The organism is Brevibacterium sp. UCMA 11752, assembly GCF_021532235.1.
GTDB lineage: Bacteria > Actinomycetota > Actinomycetes > Actinomycetales > Brevibacteriaceae > Brevibacterium > Brevibacterium antiquum.
The window spans coordinates 1-23,650 of sequence record NZ_JACBOS010000003.1 but is presented as its reverse complement, the minus strand read 5'-3'; the positions used below and the strand labels follow the sequence as shown (position 1 = coordinate 23,650).

Below are 23,650 nucleotides of genomic sequence, written 5' to 3'. Positions count from 1 at the left end.
GTCATAGCTTAGATTGATGCAGGTCACATTACGCGCTTGTGCGCACTGATCGCGTTCTGCTCATTCTGCTCACTCGGTGGTCCGGTACTGGAACGTCGCGAGGGCATCCGGTCCCAGCGGTGTTTCAGGTGCTTCGTCATCCTGTACTGCGTCGTCGGCATCGAGGTAGCTAGGCTGGGACCATGAACGACACTGCCCCCAGCGCCCCCGTGGCCAAGAAGATCCCCCATGAGCGCACCCATCACGGCCACACCTTCGTCGACGACTATGAATGGATGCGCGAGAAGGAGTCCCCGGAGGTCATCGCCCACCTCGAGTCCGAGAACGAGTGGACGCAGTCCCAGACCTCGCACCTCGAGTCACTGCGGGAGTCAATATTCACCGAGATCAAGACCCGCATCAAGGAAACCGACATGTCGGTGCCGACCAGGCGCGGCAGCTACTGGTACTTCTCCCGAACGAAGGCCGGGCTCGACTACGGGATCAGCGTTCGCGTGCCCATCGCGGACGTCGATGACTGGACTCCGCCCGAGGTCGGCGAGGAGACGCTTCCCGGCGAAGAAGTCATCTTCGACTCGAACATCGCTGCCGAAGGCCAGGAGTTCTTCTCACTGGGCACCTTCTCGCTGACCGACGATGGACGGTATCTGCTCTTCGGCGTGGACAACTCCGGCGACGAGCGGTACACACTGAGACTGCGCGACCTGAGCACTGGCGAGGATCTGCCCGACACCGTCGACGGCACTTTCGCCGGAGCCTCGATCGACCCCACCGGCCGCTACGTCTTCTACACCACCGTCGACGAGGCTTGGCGTCCGGAGAAGGTCTGGCGTCACAGTGTCGGCACCGACAGCAGTGACGATGTCTGCATCTTCCACGAGCCCGACGAGCGCTTCTTCGTCGGCTCGGGATTCTCCCGCTCGGGCAAATACATGTTCATCGTCACCGGGTCCAAGACCACCACAGGCTTCTGGTCGCTTGAAGCCGATGACCTCGAATCGGCACCGCAGGTCGTCTGGCCCCGCGTCGACGGGGTCGAATACTCCGTGGAGCACGCGATCATCGCCGGTGAGGATCGCTTCCTCATCACTCACAACCAGGAGCGCGAGGACTTCGACATCGTCGACGTGCCCGTCTCCGATCCAGCCGGTACAGCACGCGAAAGCGTCGACGCCGTAGACGAACCGGACACCATCGCCGATCCGACCTCCATCGGTCGTCCGCTGCTCGCTGACGTCGACGGGCTGCGCATCGAAGATGTCGATGCCTTCGCGGACTTCATCGTCGTCAGCTATCGCCGCGGCGGATTCGCCAGAGTCGGCATCATCGAGTTGGGCGCGCATGAGCTGCCCACGTCCGGTGACACCGCGTCGCCCTTCGGCCCTTTGCAGGAACTGCCTTTCTCGCGAGATACCGGAACCCTGGGATTCGCCGGCAATCCCGAGTTCACACAGACGAGTATCCGACTGCTCTTCACCTCCATGTCCACACCCGCTGTGATCTATCAGCACAGCGTGGCAGACGGCACTGACACGGTCCTCAAGCGCCAGCCCGTCCTCGGCTCGGTCGACCTCGACCGCTACAACGAATCCCTCGTCTGGGCCAGTGCCGAGGACGGAACTCAGGTTCCGATCTCGATGGTCTATCGCACCGACCTCGTCGCACTTGCCGACGGCACCACCACCTCGGCGACCACCACCTCGGCGAGGGAAACCGACGCCCACGAAGCAGCCCCCGTCGACCCTGCGCCTTTGGTGCTCTACGGGTACGGCTCCTATGAGATGAGCATGGACCCGTACTTCTCCGTGTCCCGGCTCTCCCTGCTCGACCGCGGGGTCGTCTTCGCCATCGCCCACGTGCGCGGCGGCGGCGAGATGGGCCGCCATTGGTACGACCAGGGCAAGACCACGACGAAGAAGAACACCTTCACTGACTTCATCGCCGCCGGACGCCACCTCGTCGCCGAGGGGTGGACGAGCCCGGACAGGCTCGTCGCGACCGGGGGATCGGCCGGAGGGCTGCTGATGGGAGCGGTGACGAACATGGCACCGGATCTCTTCGCCGGGGTCAGCGCACATGTGCCCTTCGTCGACGCACTGACGTCGATCCTTATGCCCGAACTTCCGCTGACTGTCATCGAGTGGGAGGAGTGGGGAGACCCGCTCCATGACCACGACGTCTATGAGTACATGCGCTCCTATTCTCCCTACGAGAACGTCGCCGAGGTGGTCCATCCGAAGATCTTGGCCGTGACCTCTCTCAACGACACCCGAGTCCTCTACGTCGAACCCGCCAAATGGGTTGCCCGACTGCGTGAGGTCGGAGCTGATGTGCTGCTCAAGACCGAAATGGTCGCCGGTCACGGCGGTGCGTCGGGACGTTATGACTCCTGGAAGGAAACGGCCTTCGACTTCGCGTGGATCCTTGATGTGCTGGGTCGATCGGACGTCGACCTCGATGCCTGATCCTCCGGCACGGGGTCCCCGCGGGGACGCCGTGCCGGGACGCTTGGGCGGCGGATGTGCGGCGCCAGGGGACGTTTGTCGCGACAGATAACAATACTGGGACGATTGTCTCCAAAACCTTGTTTTGGTCGGTCGTGTCAGCGGCGCCCAATAGAGTGGTTGTCATCACAGTCGCACCCCTGACCGACTGCGGAATCAGAATGATCTGAGCTGCGTCGGTGCGTGGGTCGTCTGCCGTTCCATGTGTGGCCCACCGATGGGTACGACCGGGAACAAATGACAGGGTTCGTCCCGGTTCTGCGCAGGTGGACCGGTTTTTTCAAAGGGGAGAAATATGCGTCTCAGGCATCTGGCCACAGCGATTGTGGCGGTGAGTTCGGTTATTGCGGTGTCAGCATGTTCGGGCGGAGACGGCTCCAGCAGTGGCGGGGAGGGCGGCGATTCCTACTCGATCGGCATCTCCCAGCTGGTTCAGCACCCGGCGCTCGACGCGGCCAGCGCAGGATTCAAGAAGTCCTTCGAAGATGCTGACGTCACCGTCGAATGGGACGAACAGAATGCTCAGGGCGAGCAGGCCAACGCGACCTCGATCGCGCAGACATTCGCCAACGAAGACCTCGACCTCGTCCTCGCAGTGGCCACCCCTGCAGCACAGGCAGCGGCACAGGCTATCACCAACGTTCCCGTGCTCTTCACCGCCGTCACCGACGCCCAAGAAGCAGGCCTCGTGAAGTCCGACGATGCACCGGGAGCCAACGTCACCGGCACCTCCGACCTCAACCCGGTCGCCGAACAGCTCCAATTGGTCAAGGATCTCAAGCCGGACGCCAAGTCCGTCGGCATCGTCTACAGCTCCGGCGAGGTCAACTCGGAGGTGCAGGTCAAACTCGCGAAGAAGGCCGCGAAGGACATGGGCGTCGAGATCAAGGAAGCCACGATCGCCAACTCCAGTGAGCTGGCGCAGGCAGTGGACTCCCTCGGCAAGGTCGACGCCTACTATGTTCCGACCGACAACAACGTCGTCTCCGCTGTCACGACCATGGTCCAGGCAGCTGAGAAGAACAAGGCGCTCCTCGTCGGTTCCGAAGCGGGCCAGGTGGAACAGGGTGCGGCGATCACTCGCGGCATCGACTACACGAAGCTGGGTGAGCAGACCGGCAAGATGGCGCTGAAGATCCTCCAGGATGGTGAGAAGCCCGCCGACATGCCAGTGGAGACCAGCTCCGACCTCGAGCTCGTCGTCAACCCGAAGGCCGCCAAGGCCCAGGGTGTCGAGATTCCGAAGAAGATCATCGACGAAGCCGACAAGGTCATCGACTGATCGACCCCCGTCGCCGGCCGAGACACGGGATCGGTCGGCGAGACCTACCCACGCCTCACATCACCACCTGATCGGAAACACATGTTCGGAGCACTGGAACTCGGGCTCATCTACGGAGCGATGGCGCTCGGGGTCTACCTGACCTTCAAGGTTCTCAACTTCCCCGACCTCACCGTCGACGGAAGCTTCACCACGGGTGGTGCCACCGCAGCATCCTTGATCATCGCCGGGGTCAACCCCTTCCTGGCGACCCTGGCAGCCATCGGCGCAGGACTCATCGCCGGCTACATCACCGGACTCCTCCACACCAAGGGCGGCATTGACGGCCTGCTCGCCGGAATCCTGACGATGATCGGACTGTGGTCGATCAATCTGCGGATCATGGGCAAGGCAAATCTCCCGCTCCTGCGAGAAGAGACCGTGTTCACCCCGCTGCGGGAGAACATGTGGCTGGGCACCTGGGTCTCCATCGCAGTGCTCCTCATCTTCACCCTGATTCTGAAATTCGCCATCGACTGGTTCCTCACCACCGACTTGGGCCTGGCGATCCAGGCCAACGGCAACAACCGACAGATGATCCGCAGCCTCGGCGTGAACACCGACAACACGACGATGCTCACCCTGGCCCTGTCCAACGGCTTCGTCGCACTCTGCGGCGCGCTCATCGCCCAATACCAGGGATTCTCCGACATCAGCATGGGCATCGGCCTCATCCTCGTCGGACTCGCCTCGGTCATCCTGGGGCAGGCAGTCTTCGGCAGCCGCAACATCTTCATGGCCAGCCTCGGAGCTCTCATGGGCTCGGTCATCTACCGCCTCATCATCTTCCTGGCGCTGCGTGCTGGTCTCGACACCAACGACATGAAGCTGACAACCGCACTGCTCGTCGTGGTCGCACTGCTGCTGCCCCGGTGGGGGTTCCTCAAGCGAGTACCGTCGCTGAGATCGCGCGGCAACCGAGCCGCGTCAGGAGCTCCGGCAGCCGACGATCCTGCCAACGAGGCGGGTGCCAAAGTGCCCGCCGGCACGGTCGACGTCCCCGCTGGGAACAGCGAGGTCCCCGCTGGTACCACCGACGTCCCCGCGGGGACGTCTGCGAGGACCGCAGGAACCGCTGCCGCGTCAGATCCGAAGGAGGACTGAGACACATGCTGAAGATCGACACCATCTCGAAGACCTTCTTCCCCGGCACCGTCAACGAACGCAAGGCTCTGCAGAATCTGTCGCTCGAGCTCGAAGAATCCGATTTCGTCACCGTCATCGGCTCCAACGGCGCAGGCAAGTCGACGCTGCTCAACACGATCTCGGGCCGCCTGCCCATCGACTCCGGATCGATCACGATCGACGGCGCCGAGGTGTCCCGGATGCCCGAATACAAACGGGCCAAATATCTGGGCCGGGTATTCCAGGACCCGATGGCCGGCACCGCGCCGGACCTCACGATCGAACAGAACCTGTCTCTGGCACTCAAACGCGGAAAAGCACGTGGGCTGGGACGAGGAACCACCTCGGCGAGGCGGGACCTGTTCAGCGATGAGCTTGCCACTTTGGAACTCGGCCTGGAGAGCCGGTTGAAGACCAAGGTGGGCCTGCTCTCCGGCGGACAGCGCCAGGCGCTGAGCCTGCTTATGGCCGGATTCACCCAACCTCGCATCCTGCTCCTCGACGAGCACACGGCGGCACTCGACCCCCAGCGTGCGGCACTCGTGACGGACCTGACGCAGAAGATCGTGTCGAATGACGGGCTGACCACGCTCATGGTCACGCACAACATGGAGCAGGCGATCGCGCTGGGCAACCGACTCATCATGATGCACGAAGGCGAGATCATCTACCAGGCTTCGGCCGAAGAGAAGAAGACGCTGACGGTGAAGACTCTGCTGGGCGAGTTCTCCAAACTCAAGGGCGCGACACTGGGGGACCGGGCGCTGCTGAACTGACCTGCCGCCGGTCACCGTCGAGTGATGAATTCCTCGATGTCGGCTGCGACCTCTTCTAGGTATTCTCCGGTGACGGCGTGTGAGGCGTCTTCATAGACATGCACCGCGCCAGTACCCAGGGTTCGCCTTGCCGTGGCTACGGCAGTTTGCGGGTCATGCATGACCGAGCGTCCCGCAATGATCGCGAGCACCGGCATCGACAGGGCCGACAGCTGTCCCTCGGTGATCCGGGACGGCTGGGGCTTCTTCATGGCGTAATGATGCATCCCGGACTCGATCATGTCGGCTACCGGGACATCCTCGACCTCGATGCCGCCGGCCGTGTACGAATTGAACGCATCCCGTCCGGCCTTGGGCATCCACGGAACCGTTGCGGGGATCGCACGAAGGATCGTCTCCACTGGTATGCCGTCGAAGGTCTGGACTGGATCGATGAGGGTCAGAGTCCTCACATGCTGCGGATGACGGATGGCGAGATTGGCTGCCGTCCATCCGCCGAGCGAGAGCCCGACCAGGTTCACAGAATTCTCTGGAAGCGCAGCGATCGTCTCAGCGAGCCAAGCGGCCTCATCTTCGGTATCGGTGATCGGCGCACTCTGCACGCTCCGACCCGGCTCACCGAGGAGATCGAGGGTGTAGACATCGGCGATCCGGAGCAGAGACGGCATGTTGTCCGCCCAGACCGGAGTCGACGAGGCGGTTCCGGGGAGCAGCATCATCGGCGCGGCGTCGCCGGTTCCTTCGAAGCGATAGACCCGGACGAATCCGAAGTCGGTGCGTATGTCCATGGTGTCTGCAGGCTTCGGCATGCTGGCGAAAGCCGCGTTGTAGGCGGAGTCGAATTCTGCCTCTCCCTCGGCGCTGTCCCAGTGGCCGAGAGGCGAGGGAGCCCGGAGGAAGTACCCGATGGCAACCGCGGCAACAATGGCCGAGGCTATCGGCATGAGCACCCGTGGGCGCAGCATTCGGCGTCTGGGGGTTTGGATATCGTGATCCGTCATCAGCACTCCTCTACCGATCGGTCAGTGATTCAACCGTAGAGTATGATCACCCCATGGGACAAGACTTCACGAAGGATAAAGAGCAGGATCGGCAGTCGACCTTCACGCAGCGAGCACGGCGCGCACAGATCATCGACGTCACGATCGAGCTGCTCGCCGAGCACGGATTCTCCGGTGTGTCACTGTCTCAGATCGCTGATAGTGCAGGGGTGACCAAGCCGACTGTCCTGTATCACTTCACCGACAAGGCCACTCTTGTCCGTGGCGCCTATCAGCATGTGCTCGACGCTATGGTCGAATCGGTCGGAGAGGCAGTTGCCTCCGCCGAGGTGGCCGAGAGGCCGAGTGTCTATGTGCGATCCATAGTCGCCCACTTCATCAGCCATCGCAGTCACTCCCGACTGAGCGTCGAAGCGCTGATCCACGGCGAGGTAAGAACAGGCAGCTCCGCAAGGTGGAAGCCGGTGGCTGAGCTCCTCAGATCGGCACGCGAAGCGCGCGGAGTGGAAGGTCCGTCCGATTCACGGACTGCTGCACTCATCATCGGCGGAGCCATCGACGCCGTCGTCGGCGAGGCGCTCGAAGACCCTGGATACGACGCCGTTGCCGCGAGCGAGGAGATCGTGGATCTCGTCGAGCAGCGTTTCCTCACCGACTGACCCGGGGCAGCACGAACCTTCGTCCGATTGCGTGGGGCGCCGCAGCAAGATGGCAGGGTTCCTTTGAGAAGCTCTCAGGAAGCTGTTAGGGTCCGAAGCTATGGCACAGACGGGTATCTTCGGGGCAGACCTCTGTGCCCGGACCCTTTCTGCCACACGCACAGCACCCCATCCCACTGCCGGTTTCGCCAATGATTCCTGGGAAGGCGCAGCAATCGGGTGGTGCGGTTCAGAGCCATAGACAACGCTGGCAACTTTCGATCATCCGTTTCCTCGACGATTGAGAAAGGGCCATCGTTGCATGTCCGATGACTCCACACCAGACACATCCAGACCTACGGGAACCGACGCTGATACTACGGGAACCGGCTCTTCGGCAGCAGGTGCCGACGCCTCGGCGACCACCGCACCGACCCTCGGCACTGACGGTTCCGGCTCCCTGCGCCCCGAGCGCAAGGCTTCCCGCGAGAAGCTCAAAGCCGATGCCCGACGAGTGAGCCGCGAGACAGGGAAGGGCTTGGGCAAACTCGACTACAGTCGCCCCAGGCATCCTGCCGAGAATGCGCCGGAGAACAACACCCAGTACCCGCACAACACCCACCCGATCCTGGTCCCGGGAATCGCGATCGACGAACAGCGTCGCCGCTACTCCCTCGACAAGATCATCTTCGCCGTCGCCGGCACTCTCACCGTTGCCTTCGTGATCTGGGGCATCGTCGATTCGGACGGCGTCTCCACAGTGGCCAAAGCCGCCTATGACTGGTCGACGATGAACGTCGGCTGGTTCTTCAACCTCGTGGCGATCATCGTTCTCGTCGCGCTGATCATTCTCGCGTTCTCCCCTTACGGCAAGATTCCGCTGGGCAAGGACGATGAGAAGGCCGAGTTCAGCACCTTCTCGTGGGTGGCGATGCTCTTCGCAGCCGGCATCGGGATCGGCGTGCTCTTCTTCGGACCTTCGGAGCCGCTCACCTACTTCGTGTCCCCGCCGCCGATGACGAACGCTCCGGAGACCACCGAGGCACTGCACGGCGCCATGGCCCAGACATACTTCCACTGGGGCTTCCATGCGTGGGCAATGTACGCTCTCGTCGGCGGTGCGATCGCCTATGCTGCCTACCGGCGCGGTCGCTCTCTGCTTCTGTCCTCGATCTTCCAGACGCTCTTCGGCAAGCGCCACACCGAAGGCTTCGCAGGAAAGCTCGTCGACATCTTCGCGATCGTAGCGACCCTGTTCGGCACCGCCGCGGCATTGGGCATCGCTGCGATGCAGATCGGTTCCGGCGTCAGCATCGTCAGCGGCGTCGGTGAGATGACGAACAACATGCTCGTCGTCATCATCTGCGTCCTCACTCTCGGCTTCATCATCTCCGCAGTCTCCGGTGTCTCAAAGGGCATCCGTTACCTGTCGAGCATCAACATCATCCTCACCGTAGGAATCGTGGGCCTCGTGCTCTTCCTCGGACCGACACTGTTCCTGCTCAACCTTCTCCCCTCGGCGCTGATGGAATACTTCGGCTCGCTCTTCGACATGATGGGCAAGTCACTGTCCTGGGGGTCGGAGACACAGGAGTTCCAATCCGTGTGGACGGTCTACTACTGGGCATGGTGGATCTCCTGGTCGCCGTTCGTCGGCACATTCATCGCCCGCATCTCGCGCGGGCGCAGCATTCGGCAGTTCATCCTGGGCACGATCTTCATTCCCTCGACGCTGCTCTTCGTGGCCTACGGCATCATGGGCGGAACGTCGATCTGGATGTACCGGGAAGGCGCGGCCGGATTCACCGACAGCATGGCCGCCCCCGAGGTGTTCTTCACCCTCATCGACAATCTGCCCTTCGTCGAGTGGCTGCCCTTCGTCGCGATCGTCGTACTCGCCATCTTCTTCATCACCTCTGCGGACTCCGCTTCGATCGTGATGGGAATGCTCACGAGTCGCGGCGACCAGGAACCCAGGAAATGGGTTGTGGTCTTCTGGGGTCTCGTGATGTCCGGCATCGCGGTGGTCATGCTGCTGCTGGGAAATGCCAATGCGCTGGAAGGTCTGCAGCAGCTCGTCATCGTCACCGCAGTGCCGTTCGCCGTCGTCATGCTGTTCATCATCATTGCCTGGTTCAAAGAACTGCGCACCGACCCGCTGGCATTGCGGCGTCAGTACGCGCAGAACGCTGTGGACAATGCGGTGGTCGAAGGTGCCGACCGATTCGGTGACGACTTCGCCCTCCAGGTCGTGCAGACCGAACCGGGTGATGGCGCCAACGGCGGCATCGACTCCGAGCATGGGGACTACACCGATTGGTACCAGCGCACCAATGCCGACGGCGAACCGGTCGGCTACGACTACGAAACCGGGCAGTGGGCCGATGGGTGGACGCCGGAGGAAGGTGACGCCGAGGTGGACGACTCCGAAGCCACCACCGCCGAGGCGGACGCGAAGTCCGACACCACCTCGGCGGGTTCAGAGGTCGAGGGCAAGACGGAATCCCGTGTGACCGAGTGATGTGTCCGGTGTCGCGGCCGAGCGTGCCGAGGTCCGGTACCTGCGGCAGTACGAGTCATGGCACATATAGGACCCGCCTCGCAGCACCGGTCGCTGGTCGTGGTCGCTGAAGTGACTGCTCGTCCACTCCCATACGTTTCCGGTCGTGTTGTGCAGACCGAAGCCGTTGGGAGGAAATGCGTCGGCGGGAACGGTGCCGACCGGCGCAGTCGGTCCGCTGGGGAAGACACCGGCGAAGGTGTTCATGCGGGCCAGGCCGTCGGGTTCGCGCACCGCACCCCAGGGAAAGGGCTGCTGCTCAAGGCCGCCGCGGGCGGCGAACTCCCACTCGGCTTCGGTCGGCAGCCGGGCACCCGCCCACTGCGCATAGGCCTCGGCGTCGGTGTGGGAGACATGGGTGACCGGATGCCTGGCCCACTGTTCGAGAGTCGAACCTTCGAGACTCGAGCCCGGAACGCCAGCCACACCTGCCGCTCCGGTCGGCCCGGGTCCGCCGGGGTGGAGCCAGGTGGCCCCTGTGACCTGACGCCACCAGGGGGTAGCCTGCACAGAGGGAGAGGTCTCGGCCAGGCCTTCGGCCACCAGGCCGGTGAAGACCAAGGAGTCACCATGAGTTTCGGCATCAGTGCGATGACCCGTCGCTGCAACGAACGCGGCGAATTCTGCGACTGTGACGGTCGTCGCGCCGATGGCGAAACCCTCGACGCCGGCTTCGCGGACCGGGCCTTCACCGTCCTCGGGATAGGCCAGCGGGTCCTCGCTGCCCATGAGGAATGTGCCGCCGCTGAGACCGATCATCGACAGATCCTGCGGGGCCAGCGCCGCGAGCTCGGTCAGCAGCTGCCGATCGGGAGCGGACACGGTGGTCGATTCCCGGCTCGACATTCGCACCTCGGCGGGGGATTCTTCTTCCTCAACACCCACCTCGGCGGACCCAGGACTGCCCTGGCTCGCTCCGACGGGCGAGTTCCGTGCTGGGCCACAGCATGAGGCCAATGTCGCCACCTTCAATCCATATCTGAGAACCGGATTCACAAGAGTCTGTTCCAACTGACACACCTGCGCAGGTCTTCAACGCAGCTGACTTCGCAGACCATGCTTTCACAAGCAGACCATACGTTTTTGAGAAAGGACGTGACCAAGCATATGCAACCGCCGAACATCGTAGTGATCCAGGCCGACCAGATGGCCGCACAGGCACTGGGCGCCTATGGGGACACCGCCGCGCTGACCCCGAACATGGACTCCCTGGCCGAGGACGGAGCGGTCTTCGATCGCGCCTACTGCAACACCCCGCTGTGCTCACCCTCGCGGGCGTCGATGATGACCGGTCGGATGCCCTCCGACATCGACTGCCTCGACAACGGCGACGACTTCGCCGCCTCGGTGCCGACGTTCGCCCACCGCCTGCGCAAGCTCGGGTACCACACCGCGCTCATCGGGCGGATGCACTTCATCGGCCCCGACCAGCACCACGGGTTCGAAGAGCGCCTGACCACCGACGTCTACCCGGCCGACCTCGACATGGTTCCCGACTGGCAGCGTCCCCTCGACCAGAAGCTCCAGTGGTATCACGAGGCCGATCCCGTGTTCACCGCCGGTGCCGCGAAGGCGAACGTCCAACAGGACTTCGACGACGAAGTGATCTTCAGGACCCTGCGTCACCTCAACGGCCGGGTCCGCGCCAACCAGGCCGCCGGTGAGAACCAGCCGTTCCTCATGGTCACCTCGTTCATCCACCCACACGACCCGTACGAGCCGCCGCGGGAGCACTGGGACAGATTCGCCGAGGTGGACATCCCGGACCCAGCCCACCCCGAGGTCCCCGACATCGCCGAGGACCCGCACAGCCACCGGCTGCGCACGATGAGCGGTCTGGACAAACAGGAACCGGGCACGGAGGACATCCGTCGTGCCCGCCGCGCCTACTATGCGGCGGTGAGCTACATCGACGATCACATCGGCAAGATCCGCCAGCGTCTGCGCGAGCTCGACCTGGAGGACAACACGGTCATCATCGTCACCAGCGACCATGGAGACATGCTGGGGGAGAAGGGCCTGTGGTACAAGATGTCCCCGTACGAGCAGTCCTCCCGTGTCCCGATCATCATCAACGGCCCCGCCGAGGCGGTCACGCCGGGTCGGTATGCCAACCCCGTCAGCCTCGTCGACCTGATGCCGACTCTGCTGGAGCTGGCAGGAACCTCGGACCCCGATGCGACAGGTGTCTCTCTGTTCGAGTCCGCTCGGCGGGAAGCCGCAGGGGAGACGGAACCTGCCGATCGTGACGTCATCATCGAGTACTTCGCCGAGGGCACTTACCGACCGCAGGTGACGCTCATCCGCGGTCAGTACAAGCTGACGATCTGTCCGGGAGACCCGGAGCTGCTCTTCGACCTCGAAACGGATCCGGACGAGCTGGTCAACCGTGCCGGCGACGCAGGATATGCGGAGCTCGTGGCCACGATGCGAGCCGAGCTCGATTCGCGCTACGACCTCGAGCATCTTGAGGAGCATGTGCTGGGCAGTCAGTCGAGCCGCCAGCTCGTCGCCGATGCGCTCAAGATCGGCACGGTCCGGCACTGGGACTACGATCCGGAACCCGAGAACGGCTACGTCCGCGGAGACTTCTGGACCGCGTTCAGGTTCGGAAAGATCCCCGACACCACCGCCTGAGGACGGGCATGGGCCCTGCGGGGCCTGAGCCTCACGCACCAGCCGTGACGTTTCATCGCGCGCAGATCGCAGCGTCGAGAGCAGACTGTATACCCTCTGCTCTCGACGCTGCGGTCGTCTTTCGGTGAGATCGAGACGAGATCGAGACGAGGGAGTGGCGGATCCCCGGCTCGAGCCGACCCGCACCTCGGCTGGGATAATTCACTCAGGGTTGGGCGAGTTGCAGGTCACACTCTCAGATTCCGGTGGCATCATCTGGAGTAGGAGGGATGTCATGACCAATTTCGAGTGGACATCTGAAGTCCCGCTGGCCGCGGAGACGACGTATCTGTGGCACGCACAGCCCGGAGCACTGACCAGGCTGTCCCCGCACTGGGCGCAAGAGATCGTCGAGGAGAGCTACCCTCCACTCGCGCCCGGATCGGTGGCCCAGGTCAAGACCAGTCTGCCCGGCAGCTACGGCCTCGTGCGACGACCATTCAGTTCGGTGCATTCCGAGGGCCCCTCCCGGTTCTCGTTCGTCGATGAGCTCAAGAAGGGCCCACTGAGCCAGTGGAAGCACACCCACGAATTCTCCTCAGTCGCCGGGGGAACCAAGATCGACGACCACATCGAGTTCTCGATGGCACCGGCGGGCTTCGACTCGATCGACCGCAGCCTCATCCACAACTTGGAAGCGACTTTCGAGGCCAGACAACAGCGCATGCTCATGGACATCGAGTTCCTCGAACGCATGAACGCACCACTGCTGACGCGCAAGAAGGGCAAACGCATCCTCATCGCCGGCGGCAGCGGACTCGTCGGACGGCAGGTCGCGGCGCTCTTCTCCACCGCAGGACATTTCGTGCGTCTGCTCGTGCGTCGGACTCCGAAGGCCGAATACGAATCTCACTGGAATCCCGGACTGGGAATCATCAACCCGCGCGACCTGGCCTGGGCAGATGCGGTCGTCCACCTCGGCGGGCGCACCATCGCCACCCGGTTCACGAAGAAGGCGAAGGAGGAGATCCGCTCCTCACGCATCGACTCGACGATCCTGCTGGCGGAGACGATGCGTACCTTGCCCGAGGCGAAACGACCCGAAGTCTTCGTCTGCGCCTCCGCCGTCGGGATCTACGGATCCCACGCTGAAGAGCCGGTGGACGAGACCGCTCCGGCCGGGGACGGATTCCTTGCCGAGGTGTGCCAGGAATGGGAAGCCGCAGCCGCCCGTGTCGAAGAGCTGGGCATCCGCCGGGTCTCGATCCGATCGGGGATTGCGCTGACCTCTCTGAGCGGATTCCTCAAGCTCCAGACACCTCTGTACCTGGCGGGCGCGGGAGGGCGCTTGGGCAGCGGTGAACAGGGGCTGGCCTGGGTCTCCCTCGACGATCTGGCCAGATCATATGTCCATGCGGTGCTCACCGACTATGTCCGCGGACCCGTCAACGCGGTGGCCCCGGACATGATCTCGCAGCAGGAGTTCGCCGAGGCGCTCGCCGCCCACCTGCACCGCCCGGCCCGCATCCCCACGCCCGGTTTCGTCACCGAGCTGGTGCTCGGGGCCGACGGAGCCAAGGAACTCGCCCTGGCCGACCAGAAGGTGCGTCCGGAGAAGCTGGAAGAGACCGGGTACCAGTTCGCCCACCCCACGCTGTCCGACTGCTTCGAGGAGGAACTCGGCAGCGGAGCGTGAAGTGGGCCAAAGGTTTCAGAGACGCTTTCCGGCGATCTGTGCACCGGCGGTCAGCGACTGCAGCTTCGCAATGGCGATCTCAGGGTGGACGCGTCCGCCCAGGCCACAGTCCGTCGAGGCCATGACATTGTCGGGACCGACGAGCTTCGCGAAACGTTCGATACGATCGGCGACGAGTTCGGGATGCTCGACGACATTCGTGGAGTGGGAGACGATGCCCGGGATGAGGTACTTGCCCTCGGGCAGCTTCGTGTCCTCCCAGATCCGCCATTCGTGTTCGTGGCGGACGTTGGCCGCTTCGAAGGTGATGCCCGCGGCATTGAGCGTGAGCACCTGATCGACGATCTCCTTGAACGGCAGATCCGTCACGTGCGGACCGTGCCAGGAACCCCAGCAGGTGTGGATGCGGACCTGGGCCTGATCGATGCCGCGCAGTGCGTGGTTGAGTGCATCGATGCGGACCTGGATGAAGGACCGGTAGTCGGCGAAGGACGGTTCCGGGTTAATCTGGTCGAAGTTCTCGGCCAGGGAAGGATCGTCGATCTGAACGGTCAGACCTGCCTCGGTGATGGCGAGGTATTCCTCACGCAGCACATCGGCCCACGCCCAGATGAACTCCTCATCGGTCTTGTAGTACTCATTGGCGATGCGTGAGGCCGAGCCTGGGGACAGGGCGTTGATGTAGCCGTCGCGTTCACCGTATCCGGCAGCGGCGAGCCCGGCCTTGAGGTTGGCGATGTCGCTGGCGACCTGGTCCTGGCCCACGTAGCTGATGGCGCTGGTGGCCTTGGGGAACTGCGGCTGGTGGCCGGTGTCGGTGCCGGCGTTGGCATCGCCGTAGACGCCGGGGAAGAGGTTGCGGTCGCGACGGTCGCCGAAGCTGGTCAGCACCGGCTTGCCCGGTTCCGAGCGCACGGCCGGGGCATCCCACTTGTCGACATTGTCGAGTTCGAGTCCGCCGGTGCGGGCGAAGGAGTAGTGCCACCAGGCGCCGTAGTCGAATTCCGCGGCCATCGAGTGACCGTACTCCCCGTCGTTGGGGTTCGAGATGCCGAGATCCTTCTGGCGCTTGACGAGGTCGGCCACGCTTGCGGCGAGCAGCTCGTCGAATTCCTGCGTCTGAGCGTCGGAGACGGTTTCACCGGCGAGGCGGGCGTGGTTCTGAGCCTGCTTGACCTTGTTGGCTTCGATGAGTTCGGGGGTGCGGGGTAAGGATCCTGCGTGCGAGGTGCGGATCGTTGCCATCTGGGTGACTCCTCTGGTTGTTCGGCGGCAGTTCAGCCGCAACGTTCCTCTTCAGGCAATCACATAAGCGGTCCCGCATGCGAGGGGTTTGTCATGTTGGGTCACGTGCTGCGGCTTTCACCTGCTGAAAAGAATGCGATCCTTGCCTTCACAGACCTACAGTGATGACATGAGTCAGCCGGCTTCCTCGGGAGGATGCGAACGCGCAGTCGGTCCAGGGTGGACGGCGCGAATCCTGTTCTGGGCTGCCATCGCCATCGGCTCATTGCCGGAATTCGTGTTGATGCCGATGATGATCGATGGAGTGCGCCCCGAATTCTTCACCCTGTATCCGGCCGTGACCGTCGTGGTCGCGCTCCTCGAACTCATACTTGGCGTCGTCGCGCTGCTCATCGTGAAAGCCAGTCCGCTGACGATGCGGCTGTTCGGGATGGGACTGCTCATTGTCAGCAGCATCTACGCATTCGCCTTGCCTCATCTGCTGCCGATCATCGTGAACCGTGTTGTCGGCAGCGTCGATCTGGCGATGAACATCCAGAGCATCATCTGGACCTTCCACAGCGGCGTCGTGCTGGCCGGACTGCTCATCGCCTGGAACCTCGCGCGCAACAGAGCTTGGTGGACGCACCTCGTCGCTGCCGGCTATGCGATGTGCACGGGACTCGTCGTCGCCTTCGTCGAATGGGCGATGAACTCGCTCGGTTCCTCGTTCGCGACGTCAATGGTCTTCACACAGGCTGTTCTGCTGGGAGTGTCATTCGGCGGTCTGGGACTTCTACACGTGCTCGGCCGGGTGGCCAGCGTAGTCCGCTAACGACGAAGGGACCGCCTGCCTTCGAACGAGCCGTGGACAAACGGCTGATTCGAGGACAGGCGGCCCCTTCGGCCCACCTCTTAGACTGCGGTTTCGGTCACTGCGGCGACGCGTCCGCCGAAGTGCTTCGGCAGCGTCCCCTCGTGGGTCTCGCGCAACTCGTCCAGACCGATCTGGAAATGATCGACGACTTCGAGGACAGGTGCCTCGTCGCCGGTGTCGGTCATGCCGATGCGGATGAACGGGAAATGCCGAGCGGTGCACATGTCCTTGAAGCGGACCTCTTCGGACCGCGGCACGGCCACGATCGCACGCGCGGTGGACTCGGAGAACAGAGCGGTGAACACGTCGATGTCGTCGCGGTCGCACACCTCGTCGAGCCAGATGCGGGCACCTGTGCCGAAGCGCAGGCAGGATTCGATGAGTGCCTGCGACAGACCGCCCTCGGACAGGTCGTGCGCGGCATCGATCATGCCGTCACGCGAGGAGTTGATGAGGATCTCACCGAGTTCCTTCTCCGTGCCCGGCTTGTACTGCGGAGGCACTCCGCCGAGGTGGCCGGCAGTCACGTCGGCCCACGCCGAACCGTCGAGTTCGGCTTCGGTCGTTCCGAGCAGGTAGATGGTCTGGCCCGGTTCCTTCCAGCCGCTGGGTGTGGCGCGGGTGACGTCGTCGAAGACGCCGAGGACACCGACGACCGGGGTCGGGTGGATGGCCACGCCACCGGTCTGGTTGTAGAGGGAGACGTTGCCGCCGGTCACGGGAATGCCCAGGTCCTGGCACGCCTCGGCGAGGCCCTCGACTGCGGCCGCGAACTGCCACATGATCTCAGGGTCCTCGGGGGAGCCGAAGTTGAGGCAGTCAGTGACCGCACGCGGGATGGCCCCGGCGGTGGTGACGTTGCGGTAGGCCTCGGCAAGCGCCAGCGCTGCGCCTCGGGCCGGATCAAGGTAGCAGTAGCGACCGTTGGCGTCGGTGGCGATGGCCACGCCGAGGCCGGACTCCTCGTCGACGCGAATGACTCCCGCATCGTCGGGGAACGCCTGGGCGGTGTTGCCCTGCACGTATTTGTCGTACTGGGAGGTGATCCAGTTCTTCGACGCCAGGTTCGGTGCGCCTGCGAGCTGGAGGACGGTCGCGCGCAGCTGCTCGTCGCCCTCAGGCTTGACCAATCCAGCGGATTCCACGGTGTTCGCCGCGACCTCGGCAGTCCATGATGGCTCGACCATCGGACGTTCGTAGACGGGGCCGTCGTGGGCGACCGAGCGAGGCGGCACATCGACGATGACGTCTCCGTGCCATTCGATGATGAGGCGTTCGGAGTCGGTGACCTCGCCGAGGACGGAGGTTTCGACGTCCCATTTGCCCACGATCGCCAGGAAGTCGTCGAGGCGTTCGGGGGTGACAACGGCCATCATCCGCTCCTGGGACTCCGACATGAGGATCTCCTCAGGGGTCAGAGTCTCATCGCGCAGCAGTACGTCGTCGAGGGCGATGTGCATACCGCCGTCGCCGTTCGAGGCCAGCTCGGAGGTGGCGCAGCTGATGCCGGCAGCACCGAGGTCCTGGATGCCTTCGACAACGCCCGCGTGGAAGAGTTCGAGGCAGCATTCGATGAGGACCTTCTCTGCGAAGGGGTCGCCGACCTGCACAGCTGGACGCTTCGAAGGTTTGGTGTCGTCGAAGGACTCTGAGGCGAGGATCGAGGCTCCGCCGATGCCGTCTCCACCGGTGCGGGCACCGAAGAGGATGACCTTGTTGCCCTTGCCCGAAGCATTGGCCAGACGGATGTCCTCGTGGCGCATGACGCCGACTGCGAGGGCGTTGACCAGGGGGTTTCCCTGGTAGACGGAGTCGAAGACGGTCTCGCCGCCGATGTTGGGCAGGCCGAGGGAGTTGCCGTAGTTGCTGATTCCGGAGACGACTCCGTGGAGCACGCGAGAGGTGTCGGGGTGGTCGATGGCTCCGAAGCGCAGCTGATCCATCACGGCCACGGGGCGGGCGCCCATCGAGATGATGTCGCGCACGATTCCGCCCACGCCGGTGGCAGCGCCCTGGTGGGGTTCGACGTAGCTGGGGTGGTTGTGGGACTCGACCTTGAAGGTCACGGCCCAGCCGTCGCCGATGTCGACGACGCCGGCGTTCTCGCCGATGCCCACGAGCAGGTGCTTCTTCATGTCTTCGGTGACCTTGTCACCGAACTTCGACAGATGCACCTTCGAGGACTTGTAGGAGCAGTGCTCGGACCACATGACCGAGTACATCGCCAACTCCGCCGAGGTGGGGCGACGTCCCAGGATCTCGCGGATCTGCGCGTATTCGTCGGCCTTCAGTCCGAGGTCGGCATAGGGCTGGTCCACGTCGGGATTCGCAGCAGCGAACTCGACGGTCTCCTTGACCTTCTTGGAGGCGGCCTGATCGGTTTCGACCTGCTGGGATTCGACCTGCGTGGAATTCGCAGAGTTGAGGTTACTCGACATGTCCTCTTAACGGCCCTTTCATACGACACGGCATCAGAGCCAATCTTAGCCGTGGTGCGGGGGAGGGGGAGAAACCGGTCTCATCGATGAGTGGATTATGTGATCGAGGCGACCAGTAGTCTGCGCCACATGCGGGTACCGCCTGAGGTCTCGCCAACTAGAATATGGGCCATGGCAACTCCCAAAATCGTCTTGTTCTACGTCTTCACCCCCTTGGCGGACCCAGAGGCAGTCAAACTGTGGCAGCATACTCTGGCTGAGAGTCTCGGGCTCAAGGGGCGCGTGATCGTGTCGAAGGACGGCATCAACGCCACCATCGGCGGCGACATCTTCGACGTCAAGCAGTATGTGCGGGCGACGCGATCCTATGAACCGTTCAAGAAGGCCGACATCAAATGGTCCAACGGCGAGGGCGACGATTTCCCCCGCCTGAGCGTCAAGGTCCGGCCCGAGCTCGTGACCTTCGGCACCGACGACGAGATCACCGTGACCGAGAGCGGAGTCGAAGGCGGCGGCGAGCATCTCAAACCGGGAGCCCTGCACAAGCTCCTCGACGAACGCGGCGATGATGTCGTCTTCTTCGACGGTCGCAATGCGATGGAGGCCCAGATCGGGAAGTTCCGGGATGCGATCGTGCCCGAGACGGACACCACCAAGGACTTCATCGCCGAGATCGAATCGGGCAAGTACGACGACCTCAAGGACAAGCCGGTCGTCACCTACTGCACCGGAGGAATCCGCTGCGAAGTTCTGTCCGTGCTGATGAAGAACCGCGGGTTCGAAGAGGTCTACCAGCTCGACGGCGGCATCGTCCGCTACGGAGAGACCTTCGGCAACACCGGGTACTGGGACGGCTCCCTCTACGTCTTCGACAAGCGCATGCACGTGGAGTTCGGCGAAGGAGCCGAATCGATCGGTCACTGCGTCGCGTGTGACAAGGCGACCCCGAACTTCGTCAACTGCGCGAACCTGGACTGCCGTGAGCAGTACCTGCGCTGTGAGGACTGCACGGAGAAGAACCGTCAGCCCTACTGCCCCGATTGTGTGCAGGCCGGTATCCCCGCCGAGGTGACCGCCGGCTGACGCCGCCCGTGCCGGATCCGTGTTGTGCAGCTTCTACCGAAGCAGGCTCTTCGTCGCCGCACCGATATCCGTCCACCTGAACTCGAACCCTGCCTGCTCCAGCCGCTTGGGCAGCACCCAGCGGCTCTTGAGCACCAGCTCCGACTCCTGTCGGAGGACGGTCATCCCGATTTCCAGCAGCCAACGTGGTGCCGGAATGCCGATCGGCATCCGGACGGCTCGTCTCAGGGCAGCCATCAGCGCGGTGTTGTCCGAGACTCCGGGACTCGAGACGTTGATAGGACCGGTGATCTCCTCGTGGGCATCGATGAAGCGGATCGCACGCACAACATCGTCGATGTGCACCCAACTGAACTTCTGTTTCCCATGACTGAGCGGATGTCCCCGCCAGACCTTCGGTCCTGACGCGTCGGGTCCGATGCCGCGGTAGCGAGTGTGGCCGAACCAGCGCCCTTCCAGCTGGGGACCGCCGGCACCGAATCTGGCCGCGGTCGCGAGCATATTCAACGCCGCGCCGTCACCGAGCACGATCGCCATCCGCAAAGCGACCCGTCTGGTCTGCAGGAGATCGCCACGGAAGAATTCTCGCTCCCAGCCTTTGGCCACATCAACTGAGAAGCCCTCACCGATGTCCCCGTCGGTCTCGGTCTGCGGCCGATCCATGGCATGACGGTAGACAGTGGCCGTGCTCGAGTTGATCCACAGACGCGGTGGCGCCGAGGCGGCCCTGACCGCATCGTTCAAGGTCCGAGTCGTCGTCACTCGTGAGTCCCAGACCTCCTGCCGGTTGCGATCGTTGTATCGACACCCCACGCTGCGGCCGGCGAAGTTGATGAGCAGATCGGCGCCATCGATCATGGCGGCGATTCCGTCCGGATCGTCCCAGGAGACATGTGTGCCCGAGGATGCTGCCCGCCCGATGGTGCGCACCTGGTAACCCCATGACAGAAGGGGAGCAAGGAGCGATCTGCCGATGAAGCCGGTGGCTCCGGCGATGACAGCTATCGGTGCTGAGCCGTTGTCGGGACGAGGAGAAACATTGTCCGCAGTCATGAAACGACCGTAACACCGGCAGAACCAAGCATCGGCGAGGTTCTGCGCCCACCGATCCCCGGTATTCCGGGCCCGAGGCTGTCGCAACTGTCCTGGTGACGGGCGTCACGCTGAGTTTTCCGGTTTCGAGTTGCACGCACTGGTCGGCCTGGTCTAGAGTTGTATCTCGTTGCCCCGCAGAAAACGAGTTCTTCGAGAACAGTTTTCACCCGGTATGACCAGCACAAACACAGTTTGAGCAGGTTGTTCACAGGATGGGGATGGCAACAACAATTGAAACTGACACCCCCGGTGTACGCCGCCATTTTGTGATGGTGTGTGGTGACGGGTGAGTGTGTGTGGTTTGAGAATCCAATAGCGTATTTGTTTGAACAGATAGTGATGCCAGAAACATTATTTCTGGTAAGACAATCACATGTTCACACACAAGTCACGGCCCCCTCGCCGGGGTGGTGACGCCAGCGTGTGTGGACATGATTTTTTTAAGCTGACCGCGGTCACCCCGTGACCGTAGTGTTGGCTGTCTTGCTGGGATTCATTCGTAACATAATTTTTTTATGGAGAGTTTGATCCTGGCTCAGGACGAACGCTGGCTGCGTGCTTAACACATGCAAGTCGAACGCTGAAGCCCGCAGCTTGCTGTGGGTGGATGAGTGGCGAACGGGTGAGTAACACGTGAGTAACCTGCCCCCGACTTCGGGATAAGCCCGGGAAACTGGGTCTAATACCGGATATGACAACCGAAGGCATCTTTGGTTGTGGAAAGTTTTTTCGGGTTGGGGATGGGCTCGCGGCCTATCAGTTTGTTGGTGAGGTAATGGCTCACCAAGACGACGACGGGTAGCCGGCCTGAGAGGGCGACCGGCCACACTGGGACTGAGACACGGCCCAGACTCCTACGGGAGGCAGCAGTGGGGAATATTGCACAATGGGGGAAACCCTGATGCAGCGACGCAGCGTGCGGGATGACGGCCTTCGGGTTGTAAACCGCTTTCAGCAGGGAAGAAGCCCCTTGGGGTGACGGTACCTGCAGAAGAAGTACCGGCTAACTACGTGCCAGCAGCCGCGGTAATACGTAGGGTACAAGCGTTGTCCGGAATTATTGGGCGTAAAGAGCTCGTAGGTGGTTGGTCACGTCTGCTGTGGAAACGCAACGCTTAACGTTGCGCGTGCAGTGGGTACGGGCTGACTAGAGTGCAGTAGGGGAGTCTGGAATTCCTGGTGTAGCGGTGAAATGCGCAGATATCAGGAGGAACACCGGTGGCGAAGGCGGGACTCTGGGCTGTAACTGACACTGAGGAGCGAAAGCATGGGGAGCGAACAGGATTAGATACCCTGGTAGTCCATGCCGTAAACGTTGGGCACTAGGTGTGGGGGACATTCCACGTTCTCCGCGCCGTAGCTAACGCATTAAGTGCCCCGCCTGGGGAGTACGGTCGCAAGGCTAAAACTCAAAGGAATTGACGGGGGCCCGCACAAGCGGCGGAGCATGCGGATTAATTCGATGCAACGCGAAGAACCTTACCAAGGCTTGACATACACCAGACCGTCCTGGAAACAGGTCCTCCTCTTTGAGGTTGGTGTACAGGTGGTGCATGGTTGTCGTCAGCTCGTGTCGTGAGATGTTGGGTTAAGTCCCGCAACGAGCGCAACCCTCGTTCTATGTTGCCAGCACGTGATGGTGGGAACTCATAGGAGACTGCCGGGTCAACTCGGAGGAAGGTGGGGATGACGTCAAATCATCATGCCCTTTATGTCTTGGGCTTCACGCATGCTACAATGGCTGGTACAGAGAGATGCGAGACCGCGAGGTTTTAGCGAATCCCTTAAAGCCAGTCTCAGTTCGGATCGTAGTCTGCAATTCGACTACGTGAAGTCGGAGTCGCTAGTAATCGCAGATCAGCAACGCTGCGGTGAATACGTTCCCGGGCCTTGTACACACCGCCCGTCAAGTCACGAAAGTCGGTAACACCCGAAGCCGGTGGCCCAACCCTTGTGGAGGGGGCCGTCTAAGGTGGGACTGGCAATTGGGACTAAGTCGTAACAAGGTAGCCGTACCGGAAGGTGCGGCTGGATCACCTCCTTTCTAAGGAGCACACATCAGAACCCCAACGCAGCATCCATTCGTGATGCTGGTTGGGCAGCTCAAGGGTGGAACATCCCTATCTGGCTCGTCCACACAGCGGTCTTCGAGGTATGTGCCTCGTGTGAGCGTGTTGGTGGTGGATATGAATGAATACGTTATTGGGTCCTGGAATCACAGGCCCCACACAACACAGTCCTTCTTTGTGGCTGCGAGTGTGTGTGGTGTGGTGGTTTCATCTAACGGACCGACCCAGACCATAGTCACAGCGCTTCGTCGTTGTGGGTGTGGGTGGTGTTTGGTAGTGGTTTGAGAATCGTATAGTGGACGCGAGCATCAACAACACACCAGTGGTGTGTTGTTATGTAATGTGATTTTTCTTGTGAAATCCGAAAGTGTTTTTTTCGCGCACACAATCATCGACCATGAAAGTGGTTGGTATGAGTGTGTAAGAGCGCATGGTGGATGCCTTGGCATCAGGAGCCGATGAAGGACGTGGAAATCTGCGATAAGCCTCGGGGAGCCGATAAACGGGCTGTGATCCGAGGGTCTCCGAATGGGGAAACCCCGCCACATGAGAGTGTGGTGACCCGCATCTGAAATATAGGATGTGTGGAGGGAACGCGGGGAAGTGAAACATCTCAGTACCCGTAGG

15 protein-coding genes and 2 rRNA genes are annotated in these 23,650 nt (G+C 62.5%); 12 read left to right on the top strand and 5 right to left on the bottom strand.

Annotated elements, in window-relative coordinates; all coding sequences use genetic code 11:
• Window positions 1-182 precede the first annotated feature (182 nt).
• From HU144_RS00155 to HU144_RS00140, 4 genes are all read left to right on the top strand, one after another.
• Window positions 183-2,465 carry a S9 family peptidase gene (locus HU144_RS00155; protein ID WP_235349584.1) on the top strand — a complete coding sequence of 761 codons (2,283 nt, stop codon included), beginning with the start codon at window positions 183-185 and terminating at the stop codon, window positions 2,463-2,465.
• Window positions 2,466-2,799: 334 nt separating this feature from the next.
• Window positions 2,800-3,786, top strand: coding sequence for an ABC transporter substrate-binding protein (locus HU144_RS00150; RefSeq protein ID WP_235349583.1), 987 nt, complete (start codon window positions 2,800-2,802; stop codon window positions 3,784-3,786).
• An 81-nt stretch (window positions 3,787-3,867) separates the two neighbouring features.
• On the top strand, window positions 3,868-4,929 hold the full coding sequence (locus HU144_RS00145) for an ABC transporter permease (RefSeq protein ID WP_235349582.1): 1,062 nt from the start codon (window positions 3,868-3,870) through the stop codon (window positions 4,927-4,929).
• Between the two features lie 5 nt (window positions 4,930-4,934).
• Window positions 4,935-5,726 (top strand): ABC transporter ATP-binding protein, encoded by a 792-nt coding sequence (locus HU144_RS00140; protein ID WP_198398575.1) that lies wholly within the window; start codon window positions 4,935-4,937, stop codon window positions 5,724-5,726.
• Window positions 5,727-5,737: 11 nt separating this feature from the next.
• On the opposite strand, the gene HU144_RS00135 is transcribed toward HU144_RS00140, so the two are convergent.
• On the bottom strand, window positions 5,738-6,727 hold the full coding sequence (locus HU144_RS00135) for an alpha/beta fold hydrolase (protein WP_235349581.1): 990 nt from the start codon (window positions 6,725-6,727) through the stop codon (window positions 5,738-5,740).
• A gap of 53 nt (window positions 6,728-6,780) precedes the next feature.
• Here HU144_RS00135 and HU144_RS00130 point away from each other — a divergent pair, with 53 nt between their 5' ends.
• Window positions 6,781-7,386, top strand: a complete 606-nt coding sequence (locus HU144_RS00130; protein ID WP_235349580.1) for a TetR/AcrR family transcriptional regulator — start codon at window positions 6,781-6,783, stop codon at window positions 7,384-7,386.
• 301 nt (window positions 7,387-7,687) lie between these two features.
• Window positions 7,688-9,886 (top strand): BCCT family transporter, encoded by a 2,199-nt coding sequence (locus HU144_RS00125; protein WP_235349579.1) that lies wholly within the window; start codon window positions 7,688-7,690, stop codon window positions 9,884-9,886.
• On the opposite strand, the gene HU144_RS00120 is transcribed toward HU144_RS00125, so the two are convergent.
• Window positions 9,845-10,771 (bottom strand): formylglycine-generating enzyme family protein, encoded by a 927-nt coding sequence (locus tag HU144_RS00120; RefSeq protein WP_235349578.1) that lies wholly within the window; start codon window positions 10,769-10,771, stop codon window positions 9,845-9,847. The genes HU144_RS00125 and HU144_RS00120 overlap by 42 nt on opposite strands.
• Window positions 10,772-11,020: 249 nt before the next feature.
• On the opposite strand from HU144_RS00120, the gene betC reads away from it, so the two are divergent.
• Together betC and HU144_RS00110 are read left to right on the top strand one after the other, a co-directional pair.
• Window positions 11,021-12,562, top strand: coding sequence for a choline-sulfatase (gene betC / locus HU144_RS00115; RefSeq protein WP_235349577.1), 1,542 nt, complete (start codon window positions 11,021-11,023; stop codon window positions 12,560-12,562).
• 274 nt (window positions 12,563-12,836) lie between these two features.
• Window positions 12,837-14,237, top strand: a complete 1,401-nt coding sequence (locus HU144_RS00110; protein ID WP_235349576.1) for a TIGR01777 family oxidoreductase — start codon at window positions 12,837-12,839, stop codon at window positions 14,235-14,237.
• Between the two features lie 15 nt (window positions 14,238-14,252).
• On the opposite strand, the gene HU144_RS00105 is transcribed toward HU144_RS00110, so the two are convergent.
• On the bottom strand, window positions 14,253-15,482 hold the full coding sequence (locus tag HU144_RS00105) for a cobalamin-independent methionine synthase II family protein (RefSeq protein WP_235349575.1): 1,230 nt from the start codon (window positions 15,480-15,482) through the stop codon (window positions 14,253-14,255).
• Window positions 15,483-15,651: 169 nt separating this feature from the next.
• Between HU144_RS00105 and HU144_RS00100 the strand changes: the two genes are divergently transcribed.
• Entirely contained in the window at window positions 15,652-16,296 is a 645-nt protein-coding gene (locus tag HU144_RS00100) for a hypothetical protein (protein WP_235349574.1), read from the top strand.
• An 80-nt stretch (window positions 16,297-16,376) separates the two neighbouring features.
• Here HU144_RS00100 and purL read toward each other — a convergent pair whose 3' ends face one another.
• Entirely contained in the window at window positions 16,377-18,776 is a 2,400-nt protein-coding gene (gene purL / locus HU144_RS00095; RefSeq protein WP_235349573.1) for a phosphoribosylformylglycinamidine synthase subunit PurL, read from the bottom strand.
• A gap of 171 nt (window positions 18,777-18,947) precedes the next feature.
• On the opposite strand from purL, the gene trhO reads away from it, so the two are divergent.
• On the top strand, window positions 18,948-19,859 hold the full coding sequence (gene trhO, locus HU144_RS00090) for an oxygen-dependent tRNA uridine(34) hydroxylase TrhO (RefSeq protein WP_235349572.1): 912 nt from the start codon (window positions 18,948-18,950) through the stop codon (window positions 19,857-19,859).
• Window positions 19,860-19,892: 33 nt separating this feature from the next.
• Here trhO and HU144_RS00085 read toward each other — a convergent pair whose 3' ends face one another.
• Window positions 19,893-20,912 carry an epimerase gene (locus HU144_RS00085; protein ID WP_235349571.1) on the bottom strand — a complete coding sequence of 340 codons (1,020 nt, stop codon included), beginning with the start codon at window positions 20,910-20,912 and terminating at the stop codon, window positions 19,893-19,895.
• 554 nt (window positions 20,913-21,466) lie between these two features.
• Here HU144_RS00085 and HU144_RS00080 point away from each other — a divergent pair.
• Window positions 21,467-22,998 (top strand): 16S ribosomal RNA (locus HU144_RS00080).
• Window positions 22,999-23,433: 435 nt separating this feature from the next.
• Window positions 23,434-23,650, top strand: a 23S ribosomal RNA gene (locus HU144_RS00075); the annotation flags it as partial.

Excerpts from the sequence above, each read along its gene's own strand:
- HU144_RS00155 (WP_235349584.1), top strand. The coding sequence starts at position 183 with ATGAACGACACTGCCCCCAGCGCCCCCGTGGCCAAGAAGATCCCCCAT.
- HU144_RS00150 (WP_235349583.1), top strand. The coding sequence starts at position 2,800 with ATGCGTCTCAGGCATCTGGCCACAGCGATTGTGGCGGTGAGTTCGGTT.
- HU144_RS00145 (WP_235349582.1), top strand. The coding sequence starts at position 3,868 with ATGTTCGGAGCACTGGAACTCGGGCTCATCTACGGAGCGATGGCGCTC.
- HU144_RS00140 (WP_198398575.1), top strand. The coding sequence starts at position 4,935 with ATGCTGAAGATCGACACCATCTCGAAGACCTTCTTCCCCGGCACCGTC.
- HU144_RS00135 (WP_235349581.1), bottom strand. The coding sequence starts at position 6,727 with ATGACGGATCACGATATCCAAACCCCCAGACGCCGAATGCTGCGCCCA.
- HU144_RS00130 (WP_235349580.1), top strand. The coding sequence starts at position 6,781 with ATGGGACAAGACTTCACGAAGGATAAAGAGCAGGATCGGCAGTCGACC.
- HU144_RS00125 (WP_235349579.1), top strand. The coding sequence starts at position 7,688 with ATGTCCGATGACTCCACACCAGACACATCCAGACCTACGGGAACCGAC.
- HU144_RS00120 (WP_235349578.1), bottom strand. The coding sequence starts at position 10,771 with ATGTCGAGCCGGGAATCGACCACCGTGTCCGCTCCCGATCGGCAGCTG.
- HU144_RS00110 (WP_235349576.1), top strand. The coding sequence starts at position 12,837 with ATGACCAATTTCGAGTGGACATCTGAAGTCCCGCTGGCCGCGGAGACG.
- HU144_RS00105 (WP_235349575.1), bottom strand. The coding sequence starts at position 15,482 with ATGGCAACGATCCGCACCTCGCACGCAGGATCCTTACCCCGCACCCCC.
- HU144_RS00100 (WP_235349574.1), top strand. The coding sequence starts at position 15,652 with ATGAGTCAGCCGGCTTCCTCGGGAGGATGCGAACGCGCAGTCGGTCCA.
- purL (WP_235349573.1), bottom strand. The coding sequence starts at position 18,776 with ATGTCGAGTAACCTCAACTCTGCGAATTCCACGCAGGTCGAATCCCAG.
- trhO (WP_235349572.1), top strand. The coding sequence starts at position 18,948 with ATGGCAACTCCCAAAATCGTCTTGTTCTACGTCTTCACCCCCTTGGCG.
- HU144_RS00085 (WP_235349571.1), bottom strand. The coding sequence starts at position 20,912 with ATGACTGCGGACAATGTTTCTCCTCGTCCCGACAACGGCTCAGCACCG.